This is a genomic window from Glutamicibacter arilaitensis (assembly GCF_044793945.1).
GTDB classification, from domain to species: domain Bacteria; phylum Actinomycetota; class Actinomycetes; order Actinomycetales; family Micrococcaceae; genus Glutamicibacter; species Glutamicibacter arilaitensis_B.
Genome location: NZ_CP084994.1, coordinates 1,455,753 through 1,473,633, shown reverse-complemented (window position 1 = coordinate 1,473,633; position 17,881 = coordinate 1,455,753). Strand labels below are relative to the sequence as shown.

Here is a 17,881-nt window from a genome sequence, read left to right as displayed (position 1 = left end):
TCAGAGATCGGCCTGCGGAGAGAATTCGGCCAGCTGCCAACCCATCCACGGGCTAAATGCCCACGGGGTTTCGCGCACCGCGGCTTCCAATTTGGCTACCTCGACCCACTGATAATCCATGACCTCATCCGGGTTGGGAATCAGCTCATTATCCAGTGTGGCGATGAATACCGGGCAGCGTTCATTCTCCACGATGCCGCTGGCGTCCACAGCGCGGTAGCTGAAATCGGCTAGAACCATTTTGGGTTCGTTGATTTGCGCACCGAGCTCATGCGCGGCATGCCGGCGCACCGCGTCGGCCAGTTCTTCACCTGGCACCGGGTGGCCACAGAAGGAGTTGGTCCAGACACCGGGCCAGGTCAGCTTCGACAGCGCACGGCGGGTCACCAGAAGCTGGCCTTGCTCGTTGAACAGGTAGCAGGAGAAGGCTTGGTGCAACGGCGTATTTTCCGTATGGACTAAGTCCTTCGGGCACGAACCGATTGGTTCGCCATCCTCGGAAAGCAAGATGACGTCCATAGAATTTTGTACTTCCTTGTCTGCCTACTCGGCTAAGCGGAGATGGTGGTGTAAATAATCAGCATAGTGAGCAGAAAGCCGCAGAGGTAATTGATCCACAGAAATCTCTTCCACGCACTGTGCACCGACCCGGAACTTTCATCGCTCACACGCAGATGCGGCACCACGTTGAGCACATATGGAACTACCAGCAGCGCCGCAGCGGACGCAGGCCACGACAGGCCCCACAGCAATACTGCCCCGGCCAGCAGATAGGCGAATAACACCAGATACAGCGTGACCCGTGCCCCAAGCACCGTGGCAATTGAGCCCAGTCCCCCGGCGCGATCCGGGATGATGTCTTGGATGGCCCCCAGCGCGTGGCTTGCCATCCCCCAGAGCAAGAAGGCGCCAAAAACGCACCATTGGGTGATCGACAAGCCGCTTCCAGCCAGTACCCAGCCGTAGACCGCCGGGGAGACAAAATGCACCGCACTAGTCAGCGAATCCAGCCCCGGACGTTCCTTGAAACGCAAGCGCGGTGCGCTGTAGGCCAGCACCGCCGCCACGCTGAGCGCCAACACCGTGTTGGACAGGACGGTGCCAGCCAATAGCAAAACCGCGATGAAGGGAATCGACAAACCTAAGCACGCAGAGAGGATCGTGCGGTGCGCATCTTTGGACAGCACCGCTCCCTCGACCCCGCCCTTGCGCGGATTGCGCAGGTCTGACTCGTAGTCGAAGACGTCGTTGACCCCGTACATCAACAAGTTGTACGGAAACAGGAAGAAGATCGTACCCACGACCAGCAGCCAGTCAATACGCTGCCCGGCAATCAGATAAGCAGCTGCAAACGGGTAGGCGGTATTCACCCAGGAAATGGGGCGGGAGGTGGTCAGGATTGCCCGGATCATTTACTGCCCCGTTTCATATTTACCTTCTCTATCTGTTTTCCGCCAAAAAGCCACCACAGTGCGGGCATCAGCAGCACCGAGCACAACGGGTAGAGGAAGTCTTCCAGTGGGGCGCGCCCGATGCGCAGTCCCAGCAGTGTCTGCTCGCCATAGTCGAACAAACCCGCGGCAATCATCACGTTGTCGAAGATGGCGGTGAGCACCATCATGACCAGCAGCCCCAACCCCAAGGCCGGAAGCGCCGTCGCGAGCCTGATTTTTCGCAGCAAAATAGCCGCAATTAGGGCCAGCGCCGCGATGGCCACGAACCAAAAACCTAATTCAAGAAACATCGTTCGCCCCTTCCCGGGTTGGCCGCAAAGCACTGACCGATCGGCGCAGCAGCGATATGCCGTTGACCACGATCATTGTCGAATAGCACAGGAAGAACAGGAAAAACACCTCTTCGAGCGGCAACTGCTCGGCCACCATCAGCCCGGTCATCAGCCCCGAATCCAGATGCAGGAAAATGCCTTGGGCAATGGCGATCACATCCCAAACCAGGAAGAACGCCGTACCCAGTCCCAGGCAAGCCAGCGCAGCCAGAGGCTTGTCGAAGACAAAGAGCTTGAAACGTGCATCAACAAGTCCCATGCAAACTATGAGACCCAGCAAGATCAATAGATAGGTCATTGGCTGACACCGCAGAGCTGTTCCCACTGGGCCTCGTTGATTGCGCCCGGCGTACTGATGCCGTTCACCGCCTTTGCGGCGAGCTCCCCGCTGATCAGGCACATCGGCACACCGATCCCCGGGCGCACCGAACTACCTGCGAAGAAGAGTCCGGCCACCTTGCTGCTGCGGTTTCCCGGGCGGAGCATTGCGCTTTGCCCCAGCGTGTGGGCCAGCCCGAGAGCCGAACCGCGGAAGGCGCCATACTGTGATTGGAAATCTGCCGGTCCGATGCTCTGGCGCACCACCACTCGCTCGCGCAGGTCCGGAATCCGGGCCCACGCGGCCAGCTGGTCAATGGCTGCATCCGCGACCCGCTCCACCATGGAATCCCCTTGCCCATCCGCTCCCCCGCTGCCCCATTCTGGCAGCGCCGGCGCGGGAATGAGGATGAAGAGATTTTCATGATCTTCCGGGGCTACGCCAGGATCCGTGGCACTCGGTTTGCAGACGTAGATGCTCGTCTGCTCCGCGAGCTCGCGTCCCTGGTGGATCCGGGAAAAATTGTCATCCCAATCACTGGTGAAGAACAGATTGTGGTGCTCCAGCTCTGGGAGCTGGCCGGAAATTCCCAGGCAGAGCAGCACCGCGCTGGGGCCCGGGTCCTTGGACTTCCAGCTTTTCGCCGGGTGACTGTGCAATTCCGGGTCCAGCAGCTCGCCTTCCAGATGATGCAGGTCCGCGGCGCCGATGACAAAGTCCGCTTCGGTGCGATGCACTTTCCCATCTGGTCCCACCCAGCGTACGGCTTCCACTGCAGGGCCGGGCCGATTCCCGGTTTCGATCTTTGTCGCCGTTGCACCGAGGTGCATGGTGGCACCCCGGGAGGCCACCAGCTCCCCCATGGCGTCCGCGAGCGCGGCGAAACCACCCATCGGGTACTTCACTCCGTCCACCAAATCCAAGTGGCTCATCAGCTGGTACAGCGCCGGAGTACGCCGCGGGCTGGATCCAAGGAATACTGCAGGGTAGCCGAGGATCTGCTGCAACTGCCGATTGCTGAATCTCTTGGATATGTAGCTTTGCAGGTCGGTGGCCAGCAGCGGCGCAAGGGTCCGAGCATGGCGTGCCAGCGCAGGATTGAGCAATCCCTTCAAAGAACTGAAGTCGTCATAGAGGAAATGCTTGAGTGCCAGCTCGTAGCTGGTACCGGCCTGAGCCAAGTACTTATCCAGCGTCCCAGCGGATCCGGGCTCCAGTTCTTCAAACAGTTCTCTGACCGCTTCGCCGGTTCCCACATCCACCGGCTCGGCACCGTCTTCGAAGAAGGTCCGGTAGCCCACCGGCAGCTCACGCAGCTCCAGATGCCGCTCGATGCTGGAGCCCATCAAGGTGAACCAATGGTCAAAGACCTCGGGCATGAGGTACCACGAAGGGCCGGTATCAAAGCGGAACCCGCCGCGGTGGATGCGTCCGGAACGACCGCCCAGGGTGGGGTGCTGTTCGAGCAAGGTCACCTGGTGCCCGCTGGCGGCAAGCAGTCCGGCGCTGGCCAGCCCGGAGAACCCGGCGCCGATCACCACGACGCGGGAGGAAGAGGATTTCATTTGCTGCTCCAAGAAGTAGTGCCGAGCACGGTTTTGACCGCGATCAAGGCTTTGCGCGGGGTGGAGACGGAGATTCGCCGGGTCAGCAGCTCGCTGGCAGCGGTGCGTGCAAGCTGCCGGTTCAGTTCCGCGAATAAATCGTGGGCCATGCGCACCGCGCGCGCCGCGCCAGGTGGAAGCAGCGCTATGCCGCTTTCGGCGACCGCAAGGTCGGCTTGGATCTCGGCCACCAGCGCGGATTTCTGTGCTTCGGAAAATCCCTGCGCCGCTTTGCCTGGGAAGTAGTTGCGTCCCAGTTGCTCGCTGTCCGCGGCCAGATCGCGTAGGAAGTTCACCTTTTGGAAGGCCGAACCCAGGCTCCGGGCGGCGGCGGCAGCCTGGGGCGAATGGCTTTGCTGGCTTCCGGGCATGGCACGGAAGACCTGCAGGCACATCAGCCCCACCACCTCGGCCGAGCCATAGATGTATTCTTCCAGGGAGCTGGCGTCGTGCTCGCTGCGCAGCAGATCCGCGCGCATGGAGGAGAAGAAAGGGCGGGTCAGCTCGGTGCCGATGCCGGTGGACCGGGCAGTGGCGGAGAACGCGTGCACCAAGAGGTTGGTGCTGTATCCACTTTGCATTCCCTGCTCGGTTTCCGCTTCGAGTGCATCCAGTGCGGCGGCGACTTGCCCCGCGTCCAGTCCGGCTTCGCGGGCTACCCCGTCAACTACCTCATCTGCCAACCGCACCAGGGCGTAGATGTTGGCGATATGCCTGGACGTGGCACGGTCCAGCATCTTGCAGGCGAGCGAGAAGGAGGTCGAGTAGGAGCCGATCACCACGCGGGCGCTGCGCTGGGCGGTGTCGCCGTAACGCTCAAGATCTGTCAGTTCCACGGCTCAGCTGCTCCGTCCGAGAATCAGGGTGGTGCATTCGTGCAGCATGCGCTGCGCGGCGGCAGGCAAGCGCAGGAAGGTGGCCGAACGGGTGGCGGAGGCGCATAGCTCGTTGGCGAGTTTGCGGGCAAATTGCTCGGCCCCGGATTCTTCCAGCGCATGGCGCAGGGCCTGCAGGTCGCTGTTGCCGGTGCGGTAGGAGGCGAGCAGCGAACTGAATCCTTCCTGTTCGCTGGCCAGCGAGATCAAGATGGTGCTTTTGGCTTCGCGCAAATCCGAATCGTTCGGCTTTCCGGTGTCTTCCGGTTCCCCGAAGGTCCCCAGCACGTCGTCAATCACCTGGTAGGCGATGCCCAGTTGGCAGCCCACCGAGCCTAGCCGCTGGGCTTGCTGCGCGCTGGCGCCGGCAAGCAGTGCCCCGGCCTGCAACGGCAGCTGGAAGGAGTAGGCGGCGGTCTTGAGCTCTTCCATGCGCAATACCTCGCCGGTGGTGGCCGGTTCTTCGAGCAGCGAGTAGAGCAGGTCTTCGAGCTCACCGGCTCCGGCTTGCACGATGGCCTGGTGGAAGGCGTCCTCTACGGCGCCCTCGCAGTCCAGTCCGTGCGCGGAGCGGGCCGCCAGCTTGATTGCTTCGGCCAGCAGCAGGTCCCCGGCGATGACCGCGGCGCTGTTTCCGAGGTGCTCGGCGTCCGCCGCGCCGCGTCCGGCGGCGAGTGCCTGATCGCGGTAGTGCGCGGAAAGCGTGGGCTGGCCACGGCGCATGTAGTCCCGGTCAATGACGTCATCATGCATCAGCAGCGCGGTATGCAGCAGCTCAAAGGCGCAGGCAAGATCCATGGCGCGGCCCGGGGAACGACCTGCGAATGCCTGGTAGCCGAGGAATACCAGGGCAGGCCGGGTGAGTTTTCCATGTTCCATGCTGTGCGAGATCTGGTCCCAGAGCAGGGCGGTGTGCGGGGAATAGTTTTCCGCGCGCCCCTTGGCCTGGCTGAGAATGGATTCCAGGTGCCGGCGGATTTCGGCCAGCGTCCGGGCGTCCGCAAAGCCTGGCAGCGCAGGCTCTTGGCTGGATGGTGCCGTGTGTGAGGTGGCGTGGATGGTCATGTCCCTTTGCTCCAAAGGTGGGTTTCGTTTTCGTGTTCCGGTTCCAACGCTTGGCAGGCATCATGCAGGAAGCCAAGCACCGTGTGCTGTTGCTGTTCATCTAATTCACGGAAGGCCCGGTAGATTCCGCGCAGCCTGCCTGCTGCTTGCTGGGGAAGCCCGGGGAAGTTCTCTCCATGCATGATCATCTTCTTGCGTCGGTCTTGGGGGTGGTCCTCGCGGCGGATGTAGCCATGCTCCGCCAGCCGGTCCAGCACCGAAGTGATTCCCGCGGTGGAGATTGAAAGCCTGTCGCCAAGCTGTCCGGGGCTGAGCTGGTTATTAACTCCCAGCGCGTTCAACGCCCGCAGATCCGTGTCGTTCAGGCCTAGTTCCCTGCGGTATTCATCCTCGGCAGCCGCGTAGGCCTGCTGGAATTGGCGCATGAGACGCAGCACTTGGGAGTACCTGATGCCCGCAGTGGTTGCCATGAAGAACTTCTCTCGCTAGGTTGATTATTAGCCTCTCTAGATACATCATGGTTTAAGTATCTTCATTTGTCGACTTAAGCATCAAGATCTTTTGCCCCACCAACCGCGAGGAGCGGATCATGAAAGAAACACAACGCGGCTCATCGATGGCCTCCTGGCCCACGGTGATCCTGGAAATCGCGGCCTTAGGCGCGGCGATCACCGCGGCGTTCATCGGCAGCGGCGCGCTGGGCGGCACCTCCATTCAAGATGCGGCCGGCGGCTACCTCAGCGCCGATTCGACCTTGCTGGCCCCATCCGGACCGGCATTCTCGATCTGGAGCTTCATCTATCTGGGGCTTGCGGTCTTCGCCGTCTTCCAGGCTTTGCCGCTGGGACGGCGCTCGGCGACACTGCGCGCCCTGCGCCTGCCGGTTGCGGCCTCCGCACTGCTGAACGCAGCTTGGATCGCCGTGGTGCAATTAGACTTGCTGGCGCTGAGCGCCGTGGTGATTTTTGCGCTGCTGCTGGTCTTGATCTGGACCCTGGTGCGGCTGGTGAGATACGGCAGCAGCTCGCGCGCCGAACACTGGATCATGTGGCTGACCTTCGGCGTCTATCTGGGCTGGGTCAATGTGGCAAGCATTGCCAACGTCTCGGCGCTGCTCTCCTCCTGGGGCGTGGGAGAAAACGCCTCGTGGGCACCCTTTGCGGCGCTGGCTTTGCTGGTAGTGGCGGTTCTCATCGGAGTGGCGGTCAGCTGGTACTGCGCGGGCAAGCTCTACACGGCGCTGGCCATGGTTTGGGGCATTGCCTGGATCGGTCATAGCCGGCTCACCGGCACTAACGAGTCCCAACTCGTCGGCTACGGCGCGCTGGCCGCAGCGGCCTTGCTGCTGGTCTGCGCGGGCGCAGCAGCACTGCGCTTGCGCGCCCGAGCTGAGTTGAAGCAGTCATGAGCACCATTGCGGTAACCGGTGCGACCGGATATATCGGCGGACGCCTGGTTCCTTTGCTGCTCGAACGCGGGCACCAGGTACGAGTGCTCACGCGCAGCGCCGATCGCCTGCGCGATGTCCCCTGGCGTGATCAGGTTCAAATCATCACCGGAACGCTGGAGGACAGCTCCGCGGTACGGAGGCTCTGCGCCGGAGCCGACGTTCTCTATTACCTGGTGCATTCGATGTCCAGCACCAAAAATTTCATGGATGCCGAGGAACGCTGCGCCCGGAGTGTGCTCCAGGCGGCAACCGAAGAATCCGTGGGTCAGCTGATCTACCTCTCCGGATTGCACCCCGAAGGCCAGCTCAGCGATCATCTGGCCTCGCGAGTCAAAGTCGGGCAGATCCTCGGATCCGGCCCGGTGCCTTTGCTTACCCTGCAAGCCGGGCTCGTCATCGGTTCGGGATCCGCCAGCTTTGAAATGATCCGGCACCTGAGCGATGTGCTGCCGGTGATGCCCGCGCCACGCTGGGTTCTGAACAAAGTCCAGCCCATTGCGGTACGCGATGCCCTGCATTATTTGGCGCGCTGCGCAGAACTACCCGCCGGAGAATCCGGGACCTATGACATAGGCGGCCCGAAGGCCTACAGCTATGCCGAACTCATGCGCAGCTACGCCGCGCAGGCGGGACTGCGCAAACCTTGGGTGATCCCGCTCCCCCTACTGACCCCAAGACTGGCCTCGCATTGGGTAAATCTGGTCACCCCGCTGCCGCATACCCTCGCGGGCGCGCTCGTTGATTCGCTGCAGCACGATTGCGTGATCCAAAACCGGGCAATCGACGAGCTGATAGAACGCCCTGCGGGCGGGCTGACGGATTATCCGCGCGCGGTCGCGCTGGCCCTGGAAAAGATCCGCACCGATTCGGTGGAGACCAATTGGGCTACGGCGCACCCCGTTTCGGCTCCTGCGGATCCGCTGCCTTCGGACCCCGACTGGGCCGGGCATCGAGTCTACGTCGACGAGCGAACCCAAGACAGCTCCGCAAACGCCCATCAGCTGTTCACGGTGCTTGGCCGCATCGGTGGTGAATCCGGGTACTTCTCATTCCCGCTGCTCTGGAAGGTACGCGGGCTGATGGACAAGCTCGCCGGAGGGGTGGGCCTGCGCCGCGGGCGGCGGCAACGCGAGAAGCTTGCCTTAGGCGACGTGGTTGATTGGTGGCGGGTCGAAGCCTTGGAACCGGACCAGCTGCTGCGTCTGCGCGCGGAAATGCGCGTTCCCGGACGCGCCTGGCTTGAATTCCGGCTCAGCGCCGAGGGCAAAGGAAAAACCCGGCTGACCCAACGGGCGATCTTCTTCCCTCACGGTTTGAGCGGACGGCTCTACTGGTGGTCCGTGTACCCATTCCACGGACTGATCTTCTCCTCGATGCTGCGCAGCATCATTTCGCGAGCCGAAAACGAGAGAACACCGGTCTAGGAAGCTACTCGCTGGCCTCGGTTGCCCCGGGATCAGGTCCATACAGGCTGTCCTGCAGGGCCTCGGAGGTACCAGCGAGGAAGCGGATCACCACATCACGTTCCTCGGCGCTCAATCCCAGGGCCACGTCGAATTTCTTGGCATGGTGGCGCCCTAGCTGCTCGCGAGCGGCCAGGTGCGTGTCTTCGCTGACTTCCACCTGCTGGGAGCGCCGATCGGTGGGATGGGCTTTGCGCACCACATGCCCGCCAGCCACGAGCCGGTCGATCATCTTGGTCACCGAAGCGGTGGTAACCCCCAGATGGCGGGCAAGCATGCCCGGCGTCACCGCTTGCCCGGAATGCTTCGCGGAAATGAGCTGGCGGATAGCGCGCATATCGGTTTCGTTGAGCTTCATGAAGTTCTGCGCGCTGTGCATGATCCGTCGCTCCACTGCGCGCAGACGTCCCATTTCGGCCATGATGCGCTCAATCTGAGCCAGGTCCTCTGGAGGAATATCTGCGCGGGGTATGAGTGCTTGCTCCGGATCCGATTGCGCCAAGCTATACATCGTGGGCAGCTTCTCGCGCTCCACATTCCACCCCTTGAATAATTACCTTCAGCATTCCCAATGACGGGAACCCTCTTGCAAAGCTTACTCTCACAGCCTGCGGCAACAGCAGGACCTGAGCTTCTGCACTTCACGCCCGCTGAACTGCGAATGCGCTCGGTGCTCGGCGCCAGCGAGCACTCCGCAGAATGCACAAAACCTCCCGAACTTTACTCGTTCGGGAGGTTTTGTTTCAATGGTGCGAGTAGAGAGACTTGAACTCTCACGTCCGAAGACACTGGAACCTAAATCCAGCGCGTCTACCAATTCCGCCATACTCGCTCGCGCTACACCTGGCTTGAAGCCCGGTAACTCGACCTCAACTAGTCTAGCGGAATAATTCGCAGATATAAAATCGGCGAACCATGGCCTTACTTTGCGTCAATCCCCAAGTCACGGCGCAGCTTGGCAACGTGACCGGTGGCACGTACGTTGTACTGGGCCAAGGAAACGAGACCCTGTTCATCAACCACAATGGTCGAGCGGATCAGCCCCTCGTAGGTGCGGCCATAGTTCTTCTTTTCACCCCAGGCGCCATAGGCTTCGGCGACCGCATGGTCCTCGTCGGCCAGCAGAGGGAAATTGAGCTCTTCCTTCGCGGCAAACTTCGCCAGCTTGGTCACGCCGTCCGGGGAGATCCCCAGAACCTCGTAGCCCAGAGCCTTCAGTGACTGGATCGAGTCGCGGAAATCGCAGGCCTGCTTGGTGCAGCCCGGAGTGGACGCCGCAGGGTAGAAGTACACGATGGCCTTTTTGCCGCGGAAGCTGGACAAGGTAACTTCATTGCCTTCGGCGTCGCTCAACGTGAAGTCTGGCGCCTGATCCCCCACAGCTAGGCGAGTAGGCGTAGTGGCTTCGTTGCTCATCGGTAGAACCCCTTTTCCGTGGATATACAAAAGATCCGACCTGATAGTTCAGGTCGGATCTAATTGTGCGCCCCTCGGGACTTGAACCCGAAACCTACTGATTAAGAGTCAGTTGCTCTGCCAATTGAGCTAGAGGCGCTTACTTCGCTCTGACTAGTCCGTTTCCGGTTCATGTCTTTGCGACGTAGATAATCATAGGCAGAACCCACCCAAAAAGGAAAATCGGCCACCCTCACCTGCAAAACGCACATAAGACCTAGTCAGAGTGAAACTTTAGACACTTTCGAAGTTTCTTCGTGGAAAATTAGGCAAAGATTCATGCGTGGTTTGAGCCACATTCGCCTGAAACAACAAACCGTCAGCGCCGCTCAGCCTGACCGGCGACCTCAGATTCGACCAATGGCGCACCCCGTTCGGCTCGACGGAAGTCACTTCGCAATTGCCCGTAGCCCTGAGAACCATCCATCTGCTCGTCGGTAGTTCTGTAGACGCGATAACGACGCACCGCTGGGCATTCATTGGCAAGCTGCTCAGCCACTGCCTCCGGCTTCGATTTACCTTCAGGGCCTTGGAACACCTCGCGGGCAAACTCGTAAGGAACCCAGCGGGCGCCTAGATCGTCTTCGCCATCCAGCGAGGCCTCGTGGGACTGCTCCCAACGCTCGGTTATGCGCTGCTTGGAAACCTCATAGGGCACGTGCGCCTCGATAATCTGGACGCTGAAGCGGGCGGCATCCAATTCGCGCATTAGCTGCTGTGCCGGCTTGACCGATGAGAGCACCTTGTCGACAACAAGGTTGTATCCCAATGCAATGCAGTCGCTGCGCAGCTGCGCCGCGAGTATCGATGATTCCTCATGCACCAGCGTTGCCAGATCCATGGGGAAAAATTCTTCGCCTCGGGCCTCAAGATCCTTCACGGTTCGCGGCTTGATCCAGGCTTCGTAGCTTCCGTCGTCTTGGGCTTCCCGCAGTAGTGACTCTTTGAACTCATCCGCGTCAATGACCACATAGTGCTCCAGCTTCCCTTCCAGCACCTGGCCGAGAAGCGTGCTCTTGCCCGCCCCGGGAGGCCCGGCCAGAATCAAGGCGCGCCGATCGGCGCGGACCAAAGGAACTGCGGTCAAGAATTCGCTCTTCAGCCGATCATGCAATCGCTGCCGTTCAGCAGTAGCCACCCAACTACCCGGTTCCACCTCGGTGAACCACGATGGGTTTCGCACTGTCACGTTGGCAGAATCTTTGGCCAGCGCTTCACCGGGCTTGGAGAGATCGCTGACCGTTTGCCGGTGTTGTTCAATTTTCGCGCTGTCAGCCAACGTGAAACCCTCCGTCTGCGTCAAGAAGTTATCCCGCTCAGTGCAACAAACAACTGAGTCGAGAATTTTTATGTTCCAAAGACCAATGTATTGGCTCCGGCTGGCAATTCCCGCAGATCAGAGACTAGAACCTGTCGCTCCCGCTAACAAACCAGAACCATTCGGTCCGGTCGCCTCCAAAGCGACGATAAACCGATCCATGGGGCAGTTCCAAATGAATCCCAATGCATCCGTCTATGGATTCGCCCCGACGCCACGTGCCCTGCATGCGAAATTCTAGGCTGGCGCCAGGAATTCCCGGCCATAGGCCAGCCATGAAAAACACGTCTTCAACGCATTCGCCAACCAAGCTCTCCCCCTACTCTCGCTCAGCGGCCTGGCAATTTCTAAGAGGAGGAGACAAACATGCTCGGTAAGTAGACCCGGACCAACAGCATCGAGGAGGGCCGAAATTGTTGCAACAATCTCCATTCTCTGGAATGCAGCTCCCCACCCCATACTCGTTGGCGATGGTCACCGGAAGACCTGATCTGCGGATCAACGAGGAGAAATATTGGAAACCCGCGACCACCACGAATGGTGAACCACTGGACAAAGCTTGGATCATCAATGCAATGAAGGCCATAGAATTTGGGGATTAACCACCTTGGACGCTGATCTATTCGCAGACGGAACCATGTCGCCCGGGCTCATGAGCAAACCACTTCGATCCAGATGGAAGAACAAATCGATCAGGTCCTACAGCTCTGGCGCAAGAGCAAGTTGTCAGCTTGAGGCAAGCTTGCTGCGTCGTTGCTTTTCTTGTCAGGGGAAAGAACGTTATTACGCCAGCGGCGCGGAGCTTGATACCACCATGAGTGATCACAAACCTACATTGGAACTCCCCGAATCGAGATCGACCACAGAGTTTTGAGCAATTCTGGATTGCTGGCCCTTAGGACTCCAGCGAAACTTCTGGCTTAGCATTTTGGACGGAGTGCCGACCGTACCGGTTGACCACGCTTTTCGACTGCAACGTTAAATCTTTGAATATTGCTTGTCAGAGGACTATTCCAATTGATTTAGATCGCAAATAGTTTTTGCGCAATAATTCACCTTATTATCATTACTCGTAATTTTTTGGATTCGAATGCCAGGGAAATATAATCAATTCTTTAGATGGGTTAAGCGACTCTAAGATGTCGAAAATAAATATTGCATGCCGGCATTATCAAGACAGATGAAGGAACCCCAATCGTGCCAGATGAATACAACAGAATCATCATAGGCGTGGTTGACGACGAACGCTTTACACGTATCGGACTTCAGCAAGAGCTATGGCGTAGGAGCCCGGACGGTTACAAGCTCATGGTGGTCTATGGACCGACGGTTCAGAGTCTTTTTACCGTATTCGATAAGCATGAGCCTCGACTTCCCAAACCGCACATCGTGCTGCTGGATCTCATGCTGAAGGATGATTCGAACGTGGGCGATAACGTTCAGGCGATTCGCGAACGGGATATTCCGGTGCTAGTAATCAGTAATATGCCAAGCCACGAAACCACCCGCCAGGCCTATAGCGCAGGAGCCTCGGGAGTCGTGCACAAACAGCGCAGCACTGATGATTTGATTGCAGATATTTTTGAGGTCATCAAAGGACGAATCATTTACACCAAAGCCTTTGCGCTGGCCATCAAATCAAGCGCTGATTACCCTGATGCCAAACTTTCCCGACGGCAAAAAGAAACCCTAGCGTTGTACAGCCTGGGCTATTCCATGATTGAAACTGGCAAACGACTCGATCCCCCGTTACTTCATGGCACCGTCAAAACTAATTTGGCTCGAATCCGCGATAAATACCTCAACGTTGGCCGAGATGTAGAAGGTTTTGCCAACATCCGCAAACGCGCCTACGAAGATGGCTTGCTTACCTACGAGCTGTTCCTCAAGTCCCTAGAGGATGATGCCTACAATGTCATCGATGGCGAACAGAACTAGCCGCGAGACAATGAATTCAGCCTCAACCCACTATCAAACCCACAAAGCGACAGAAGGCATCGACAGGATTCTGCTGGCCCTCGGCGGCGGTTACGGATTCGCTGTCCTCGGACTGGCAATGCCCGATGCACTACCCCTGATGTCCGAGCAACCCCTCTCCTTATTTACCTTGTGCCTCGTGCTCCTGCCGCTCTTGGTGTGTAGCGCAATCTTGTTCTCATTCGTGGATCTCCGGCTCGGCAAGGCACTTGCCTTATCTGCCAGCATCCTGTTCCCGTTCACCCTTGTGGCCTGGAATATGGGTTGGCTAGGCATCGAGAATCTCGGTGAACCTCCCACCTGGGCTTGGGGCTTCTCGGGTTCTGGCATCGGAGTGGCTGCGGCCTCCTTACGCGGTCGCTGGACCTATGTGCACGGGGCCATCACTGCTTTGCTTTTACTGCTAGTGCCCCTTATGCCTGCGGGGCATCTCAGGCCTTGGAGTCAGTCCGTCCAAGACTCGCTTCTGGCTCTTACATTGGCATTTGTAGTCTGTGAACCCTTCCTTGCCCTGCGACGCAGCGCCGCGCGAACGGATGATGCTCATGATCAGCTGATGATTCAGTACCGTTCCGCTGCTGTGCAACGGGCGGCGGACGAAGAACGCAACAAAGTCGATCGGCTCATCCATGATCAGGTGCTCAGCGCCCTGCGCCTGGCGTCCGTAGAATTTAACGGGCTAAACGCAGATCAGCTGCGCCAGCGCGTGCATTTATCTCTTGCAGAATTGAACGCCACATTCGACAGAAATCTGCAGAATTATTGGTTCACCCCAGCGGACTTGTTCGCCGAACTGACCGCAAAAGCTGGTGCCTATCAGGTCGTTCCAACTGCCCTCGGTGTCAAAGGATCAACTCTAAAGCTTCCACAAGCCAGCTATGAGGCTCTGGCCGGTGCCGCCCTTGAAGCAGTCCGCAATAGTACATCTCATGCACCCCGCGCAACTCGTAGCCTGGAGCTCAAAGTCCAGAGTGATGGTGTGCAGATCACGGTAACCGACGACGGTCCGGGTTTTGATTTTGCGAAGGTTAACGCAGACCGATTAGGGATCCGCGATTCGATCCTTGCGCGCTGCCGCGACGCTGGTTGCACAGCAGCATTCCGCAGCGCACCCAACCGTGGGGTCAGCGTCATCCTCCGTTATGAGGATCAACGCCAATGACCAACTTGGAAATTCTCCGCCCCGTCTTCCGCGTCTTGGTCACAGCTTTTTCCACCACTCACATCATTATGGGCATTGCCTCGCTGCCAAATTTGGAACTCCTCTGGCCGTGCCTCGTTGCGTTGTTCCTTTGCGCCGTGGCCAGTATTTTCGTGGCCTTTGGGCGACGGGATTCGCTGAACCTGCACCGAACCGAAGCGTATGCGGTCATTTGTGCGACAACGCTTATGGCCATATTGGTAAATCTCGGTCTACCCGACGGTTTTCCCGGATATGGCTGGTGGAATGCCGGTGCCACCGAGATGATCCTGGTCGCATTAGCCCTACGCGGTCAGCTTCCCCTGGCTTGGACGGGCCTAGTAGCGTTTGCCGTTGCTCAAGCCGTAGGCGGTACTTTGAACAAGGTCGGCGCTATGGAAATCTTTGGCAGCATCTTGACCCCTGCATTGTGGGTATTCTTTGCCGCTGTCATTCGGTGGCAAATAGAGCGGAACCGTCAGCAGATCCAGGTCTCCGAGGCTAAAGGCCGGGCGGTTTACCAACAACAGGCCGCCGAGTACGCCTACCGGACAGTTAAGGAGCAGTGGACCCGAGTCCTCGACGAACGTGTTCGCTGGACGCTTCTGGACATTGACGCACATGCGGAGAATTTAACCGACGCTCAACGCCAAGAGTACGCTCTGCTGGAGTTGGAGTTGCGCGATGAGATTCAGGCGCGAATCTTCATGACCGATGTTCTTCGCGAAGCGGTGCGCTCGGCCAGGCGAGCAGGGTTGAGCGTAGAGTTTAATGACATCCGCAAAGTGCCATTGGAACCCGAGCTATCGGCACTTATAGAGCATGAACTAATGCGGCTGCTCTCCCAACCAACGGTTTACCGCATGCTCACCGTGTTGGCATTGCCCAAAGATTCAGAAGTTGCAGTGACTATCCTCGCAAGGGCTCATGGGGACGGGATACCGGAGCAGATCGATATACCTAGCTGAATCCACTGCTAGTCGTGTGCGGTGCCCTTGCTAATTGTTGTGTTGCGGGGTCTTGTTCGGAACGCCAAGATAAGACGTTGCCCGTAGCAATCTCCCGTGGTCGATAGACGCTTCTTGAAGCCGACCGGGTTTGCCTTAACTCCGGTATTGGAAAATAGCTCCCGGTGCGAAGCGCGCACCGCACCAGTTGCCCAACGGCTGCATCCTGAGAAAATGGCGCATAGCGACAATCCGTGAGCATTGCGGTCATCGGTGAATTAGGCCGTAGCCATAGGTCCCTCAGGATTTCCAAGCCTTGCGTAGCCTTCATCAAAAGTCGTCGTTGAAGGTGAAAAAGCGGATACCATTTCGCCCCGCACGAGATATACACGGTTGGTGCGGCGCTGATTAGCGGGCACAATCAGTAGCGCGTCCTGAAACGGGCTGATCTCCCAGTCCTCTGGCGTGGTGTGCGCGTCAGGCACCCCATGTTCCGCGAGCCATCCGTTCAGAGTCGCAATCGCCGCGTCATTCCGCTGATCCGTCATGAGAGTTGTACCGCCTTCCACGGTTGTCCGGCAGAAGGCCGCACGACCGCTTCCATAGTCCAGATGGGAACCGGGTAACCCGGTGGCCACCCGCCGACTTCACCGATCTGGCCGTCGGCCCATTCTACTGCGCCTTTCTCATTGACATAGGCGTTGAACCAATGCCCGCCAGCCATTCCTTGAGGAACACGCGGGTCGTCCCAATCCACACCGATAATGGCCACCGCGCCAGGGCCCTCTTTCATCAACTGTGTATACAGCGCGGCGTAAGCACCCGCAGAAAACAAAGTGGGATCGTTGACTCGACCGGAGTTTGCCAGGCGCGTCGTCGGCTGTACACCTACAGCCGCCCACATCTCGCCGTACTCCCCCGGTGGTATCTCGCTATCGCCAAATGCCCCTAAAGTAGCAACACCTTGATAAGCGTCGGCTACCGCCCGAGAGCAGGGACCGCAATTGTTCGTCCACATTTCATTGCCACCTGAATAGTTGGGATTCACTGCGCTGATCCAACCATCGATCCCCAGCACACCGGACTCCGCTATAGCTTTTGTGCAGGCGGACTGCTGAGCTTCAGTTGGTGCGATGTAGCGAGCGCTTGCCCATACCGGACGTGGCTCCAGAACCGTTCCCGGACCCGGTTCGTGGCTTTGCTCCAGTGTCTGAGTCCCGCCGCCGAATGCACTCTTAGCATCCGCCATGGCGCCTTCGGCGTAGTGGGCGACAAATCCCTTGCCGGCCAACGCGGTCTGCTGAAGCTGCCGTGAGGCCTGCTCAAGGGAGCGTTGCGCTTGCAGCAGCGCAGCTGCCGTCCGTTTGCCATCCAGGCCCCCGGAGCCATTGGCTACACTCGCCGCGATCGCAGCTGCCCGGCCAAGTTGCTGGGCCTGCTGAGCCAACCCTGCCGATTGCTGTGCCACCTGCTTGTTCACGCCAACGAGAACAGCCAAAATATCCTGTAACGTGCTCATGAGAATCCGGTCGCAGCTAGGTGGCTCAGAGCCTGGACGCGAACTTGCTAGCCTCCTGGGAGGCCTTCTGCAAGGCTGCGATCGCCGCGTCGAGCTGCTTCTCGGCGGTCTGGAGGCTCTGGATCATGTTCTTGTCGACCCCTTGGGCGCTACCACCGATGGTGGACTGAATGAGGCTCACCGACTGGGAGAACTTGGACTTAAATCCGTTGAGCCCTGCTGCGGTTGACTTTGCATCTGTGGAAATGCGAGTGAGTTGCTGCTTCACGCTATTAAGCTGAGACATTTCTGCCCCTTTCGGTTTCTAATTTCATCTAATGAGGCTGACAATCAGCGAGATGGCTGCCACTGCCACTACGGCCGCCGCAGCTGAGACGGAAATCAGGATGCGCTTGCGCCGGAGGCCAACGCGCAGAGCCAGTTCTTTGATCTCCGCTTCGCGCTGAGCTCGTTCTTGGCCGATGCGCTCCCGACGAAGATCCAGCGCGAGCGCGGCCTGCTGGCGAACCTCGGCGCGGCTTCCGCTGCTGGCCTTGTCTTGCGCCGCAGACGCAATCGCCTTTCTGATTTCGGCATCGATCTCCGTAATCGTAGAAGCATGTTCGGCAACCGCCAGCCGTACAGCAGCATCATCCCCGTTCATCGAGCTTTCCGCACGGACCCGGAGCGGTAGAAGGACATTGTGCGGTTTAAGCGCTTCGACTGCCAAGGAGTAGCGTGAGTTCGCGTTCCGGCCCAGCCCTGCCAATCGCGCTTGGGTCTGCTGAAACACGCTGTCGGCAGCCTGCTTGGCACCGGCCGCAGTGGTGGCCGCGGTGGCCAATTCCGAGTTCAGCCGTGATGGGATCCGGAGCAGGGCGCCAAGTGCTTGCTCGTACTGGTCGTAGCTTTGGTGAGCTATTTGAGCGGTGGACTTCTCCATG

General features: G+C 59.0%; 21 protein-coding genes and 2 tRNA genes. 6 read left to right on the top strand and 17 right to left on the bottom strand.

Annotation, left to right across the window (positions count from 1 at the left end; translation table 11 throughout):
* Genes idi through LG294_RS06815 form a run of 8 tightly spaced genes read right to left on the bottom strand, consistent with a single transcriptional unit; the run spans position 1 to position 6,119 of the window.
* Positions 1–519, bottom strand: coding sequence for an isopentenyl-diphosphate Delta-isomerase (gene idi / locus LG294_RS06850; RefSeq protein ID WP_404290770.1), 519 nt, complete (start codon positions 517–519; stop codon positions 1–3).
* 32 nt (positions 520–551) lie between these two features.
* Positions 552–1,412 (bottom strand): prenyltransferase, encoded by an 861-nt coding sequence (locus LG294_RS06845; RefSeq protein WP_404290768.1) that lies wholly within the window; start codon positions 1,410–1,412, stop codon positions 552–554.
* A complete protein-coding gene (locus LG294_RS06840; protein ID WP_404290766.1) occupies positions 1,409–1,744 on the bottom strand; it encodes a lycopene cyclase domain-containing protein in 336 nt (111 codons plus the stop codon). The genes LG294_RS06845 and LG294_RS06840 overlap by 4 nt, the downstream gene beginning before the upstream one ends.
* Entirely contained in the window at positions 1,734–2,045 is a 312-nt protein-coding gene (locus tag LG294_RS06835) for a lycopene cyclase domain-containing protein (RefSeq protein ID WP_404290764.1), read from the bottom strand. Before LG294_RS06835 ends, LG294_RS06840 begins: the two co-directional genes overlap by 11 nt.
* Before the next feature lie 35 nt (positions 2,046–2,080).
* A complete protein-coding gene (gene crtI, locus LG294_RS06830; RefSeq protein WP_404290762.1) occupies positions 2,081–3,670 on the bottom strand; it encodes a phytoene desaturase family protein in 1,590 nt (529 codons plus the stop codon).
* Positions 3,667–4,545, bottom strand: coding sequence for a phytoene/squalene synthase family protein (locus LG294_RS06825; protein ID WP_404290760.1), 879 nt, complete (start codon positions 4,543–4,545; stop codon positions 3,667–3,669). The genes crtI and LG294_RS06825 overlap by 4 nt, the downstream gene beginning before the upstream one ends.
* 3 nt (positions 4,546–4,548) lie before the next feature.
* On the bottom strand, positions 4,549–5,649 hold the full coding sequence (locus tag LG294_RS06820; RefSeq protein WP_404290758.1) for a polyprenyl synthetase family protein: 1,101 nt from the start codon (positions 5,647–5,649) through the stop codon (positions 4,549–4,551).
* Positions 5,646–6,119 carry a MarR family winged helix-turn-helix transcriptional regulator gene (locus tag LG294_RS06815; RefSeq protein ID WP_404290756.1) on the bottom strand — a complete coding sequence of 158 codons (474 nt, stop codon included), beginning with the start codon at positions 6,117–6,119 and terminating at the stop codon, positions 5,646–5,648. Before LG294_RS06815 ends, LG294_RS06820 begins: the two co-directional genes overlap by 4 nt.
* A gap of 119 nt (positions 6,120–6,238) precedes the next feature.
* On the opposite strand from LG294_RS06815, the gene LG294_RS06810 reads away from it, so the two are divergent.
* Both LG294_RS06810 and LG294_RS06805 read left to right on the top strand, forming a co-directional pair.
* Positions 6,239–7,057: a tryptophan-rich sensory protein gene (locus tag LG294_RS06810; RefSeq protein WP_404290754.1), complete on the top strand. Its 819-nt coding sequence runs from the start codon at positions 6,239–6,241 to the stop codon at positions 7,055–7,057.
* The gene (locus LG294_RS06805) at positions 7,054–8,523 is read left to right on the top strand and encodes an SDR family oxidoreductase (protein WP_404290752.1); all 1,470 of its coding nucleotides are present in this window, start codon (positions 7,054–7,056) and stop codon (positions 8,521–8,523) included. Before LG294_RS06810 ends, LG294_RS06805 begins: the two co-directional genes overlap by 4 nt.
* Before the next feature lie 4 nt (positions 8,524–8,527).
* Here LG294_RS06805 and LG294_RS06800 read toward each other — a convergent pair whose 3' ends face one another.
* The 5 genes from LG294_RS06800 to LG294_RS06780 all read right to left on the bottom strand — a co-directional run bounded on the left by LG294_RS06800 (position 8,528) and on the right by LG294_RS06780 (position 11,320).
* Complete coding sequence (locus tag LG294_RS06800) at positions 8,528–9,097, bottom strand: MarR family winged helix-turn-helix transcriptional regulator (protein WP_404290750.1); 570 nt, start codon at positions 9,095–9,097, stop codon at positions 8,528–8,530.
* A 212-nt stretch (positions 9,098–9,309) separates the two neighbouring features.
* Positions 9,310–9,394, bottom strand: a tRNA-Leu gene (locus tag LG294_RS06795).
* An 89-nt stretch (positions 9,395–9,483) separates the two neighbouring features.
* Positions 9,484–9,978, bottom strand: coding sequence for a thioredoxin-dependent thiol peroxidase (gene bcp, locus LG294_RS06790; RefSeq protein ID WP_404290748.1), 495 nt, complete (start codon positions 9,976–9,978; stop codon positions 9,484–9,486).
* 66 nt (positions 9,979–10,044) lie between these two features.
* Positions 10,045–10,117, bottom strand: a tRNA-Lys gene (locus tag LG294_RS06785).
* Between the two features lie 219 nt (positions 10,118–10,336).
* Positions 10,337–11,320, bottom strand: coding sequence for a zeta toxin family protein (locus LG294_RS06780; protein ID WP_404290746.1), 984 nt, complete (start codon positions 11,318–11,320; stop codon positions 10,337–10,339).
* Between the two features lie 428 nt (positions 11,321–11,748).
* Here LG294_RS06780 and LG294_RS06775 point away from each other — a divergent pair, with 428 nt between their 5' ends.
* The 4 genes from LG294_RS06775 (at position 11,749) to LG294_RS06760 (ending at position 15,460) form a co-directional block, all read left to right on the top strand.
* Positions 11,749–11,937, top strand: a complete 189-nt coding sequence (locus tag LG294_RS06775; RefSeq protein ID WP_404290744.1) for a hypothetical protein — start codon at positions 11,749–11,751, stop codon at positions 11,935–11,937.
* Between the two features lie 595 nt (positions 11,938–12,532).
* Entirely contained in the window at positions 12,533–13,273 is a 741-nt protein-coding gene (locus tag LG294_RS06770) for a response regulator (protein ID WP_404290742.1), read from the top strand.
* Positions 13,257–14,474: a sensor histidine kinase gene (locus LG294_RS06765; RefSeq protein WP_404290740.1), complete on the top strand. Its 1,218-nt coding sequence runs from the start codon at positions 13,257–13,259 to the stop codon at positions 14,472–14,474. Before LG294_RS06770 ends, LG294_RS06765 begins: the two co-directional genes overlap by 17 nt.
* Positions 14,471–15,460 (top strand): hypothetical protein, encoded by a 990-nt coding sequence (locus tag LG294_RS06760; RefSeq protein ID WP_404290738.1) that lies wholly within the window; start codon positions 14,471–14,473, stop codon positions 15,458–15,460. The genes LG294_RS06765 and LG294_RS06760 overlap by 4 nt, the downstream gene beginning before the upstream one ends.
* Positions 15,461–15,717: 257 nt before the next feature.
* Here LG294_RS06760 and LG294_RS06755 read toward each other — a convergent pair whose 3' ends face one another.
* From LG294_RS06755 to LG294_RS06740, 4 genes are read right to left on the bottom strand one after another with little or no spacing between them, the layout of a single operon-like run.
* Entirely contained in the window at positions 15,718–15,987 is a 270-nt protein-coding gene (locus tag LG294_RS06755; protein WP_404290736.1) for a hypothetical protein, read from the bottom strand.
* Positions 15,984–16,958: a toxin glutamine deamidase domain-containing protein gene (locus LG294_RS06750; protein ID WP_404290734.1), complete on the bottom strand. Its 975-nt coding sequence runs from the start codon at positions 16,956–16,958 to the stop codon at positions 15,984–15,986. The genes LG294_RS06755 and LG294_RS06750 overlap by 4 nt, the downstream gene beginning before the upstream one ends.
* Before the next feature lie 25 nt (positions 16,959–16,983).
* Positions 16,984–17,244 carry a hypothetical protein gene (locus LG294_RS06745; protein WP_404290732.1) on the bottom strand — a complete coding sequence of 87 codons (261 nt, stop codon included), beginning with the start codon at positions 17,242–17,244 and terminating at the stop codon, positions 16,984–16,986.
* Positions 17,245–17,268: 24 nt separating this feature from the next.
* On the bottom strand, positions 17,269–17,880 hold the full coding sequence (locus tag LG294_RS06740; protein WP_404290730.1) for a hypothetical protein: 612 nt from the start codon (positions 17,878–17,880) through the stop codon (positions 17,269–17,271).
* Position 17,881: the final 1 nt, after the last annotated feature.

Bases quoted from the DNA above. Each gene is read 5' to 3' on its own strand.
- LG294_RS06765 (WP_404290740.1), top strand. From the start codon at position 13,257: ATGGCGAACAGAACTAGCCGCGAGACAATGAATTCAGCCTCAACCCAC.
- LG294_RS06760 (WP_404290738.1), top strand. From the start codon at position 14,471: ATGACCAACTTGGAAATTCTCCGCCCCGTCTTCCGCGTCTTGGTCACA.
- LG294_RS06810 (WP_404290754.1), top strand. From the start codon at position 6,239: ATGAAAGAAACACAACGCGGCTCATCGATGGCCTCCTGGCCCACGGTG.
- LG294_RS06750 (WP_404290734.1), bottom strand. From the start codon at position 16,958: ATGAGCACGTTACAGGATATTTTGGCTGTTCTCGTTGGCGTGAACAAG.
- LG294_RS06745 (WP_404290732.1), bottom strand. From the start codon at position 17,244: ATGTCTCAGCTTAATAGCGTGAAGCAGCAACTCACTCGCATTTCCACA.
- LG294_RS06755 (WP_404290736.1), bottom strand. From the start codon at position 15,987: ATGACGGATCAGCGGAATGACGCGGCGATTGCGACTCTGAACGGATGG.
- LG294_RS06815 (WP_404290756.1), bottom strand. From the start codon at position 6,119: ATGGCAACCACTGCGGGCATCAGGTACTCCCAAGTGCTGCGTCTCATG.
- LG294_RS06820 (WP_404290758.1), bottom strand. From the start codon at position 5,649: ATGACCATCCACGCCACCTCACACACGGCACCATCCAGCCAAGAGCCT.
- bcp (WP_404290748.1), bottom strand. From the start codon at position 9,978: ATGAGCAACGAAGCCACTACGCCTACTCGCCTAGCTGTGGGGGATCAG.
- idi (WP_404290770.1), bottom strand. From the start codon at position 519: ATGGACGTCATCTTGCTTTCCGAGGATGGCGAACCAATCGGTTCGTGC.
- LG294_RS06835 (WP_404290764.1), bottom strand. From the start codon at position 2,045: ATGGGACTTGTTGATGCACGTTTCAAGCTCTTTGTCTTCGACAAGCCT.
- LG294_RS06845 (WP_404290768.1), bottom strand. From the start codon at position 1,412: ATGATCCGGGCAATCCTGACCACCTCCCGCCCCATTTCCTGGGTGAAT.
- LG294_RS06740 (WP_404290730.1), bottom strand. From the start codon at position 17,880: ATGGAGAAGTCCACCGCTCAAATAGCTCACCAAAGCTACGACCAGTAC.
- LG294_RS06840 (WP_404290766.1), bottom strand. From the start codon at position 1,744: ATGTTTCTTGAATTAGGTTTTTGGTTCGTGGCCATCGCGGCGCTGGCC.
- crtI (WP_404290762.1), bottom strand. From the start codon at position 3,670: ATGAAATCCTCTTCCTCCCGCGTCGTGGTGATCGGCGCCGGGTTCTCC.
- LG294_RS06805 (WP_404290752.1), top strand. From the start codon at position 7,054: ATGAGCACCATTGCGGTAACCGGTGCGACCGGATATATCGGCGGACGC.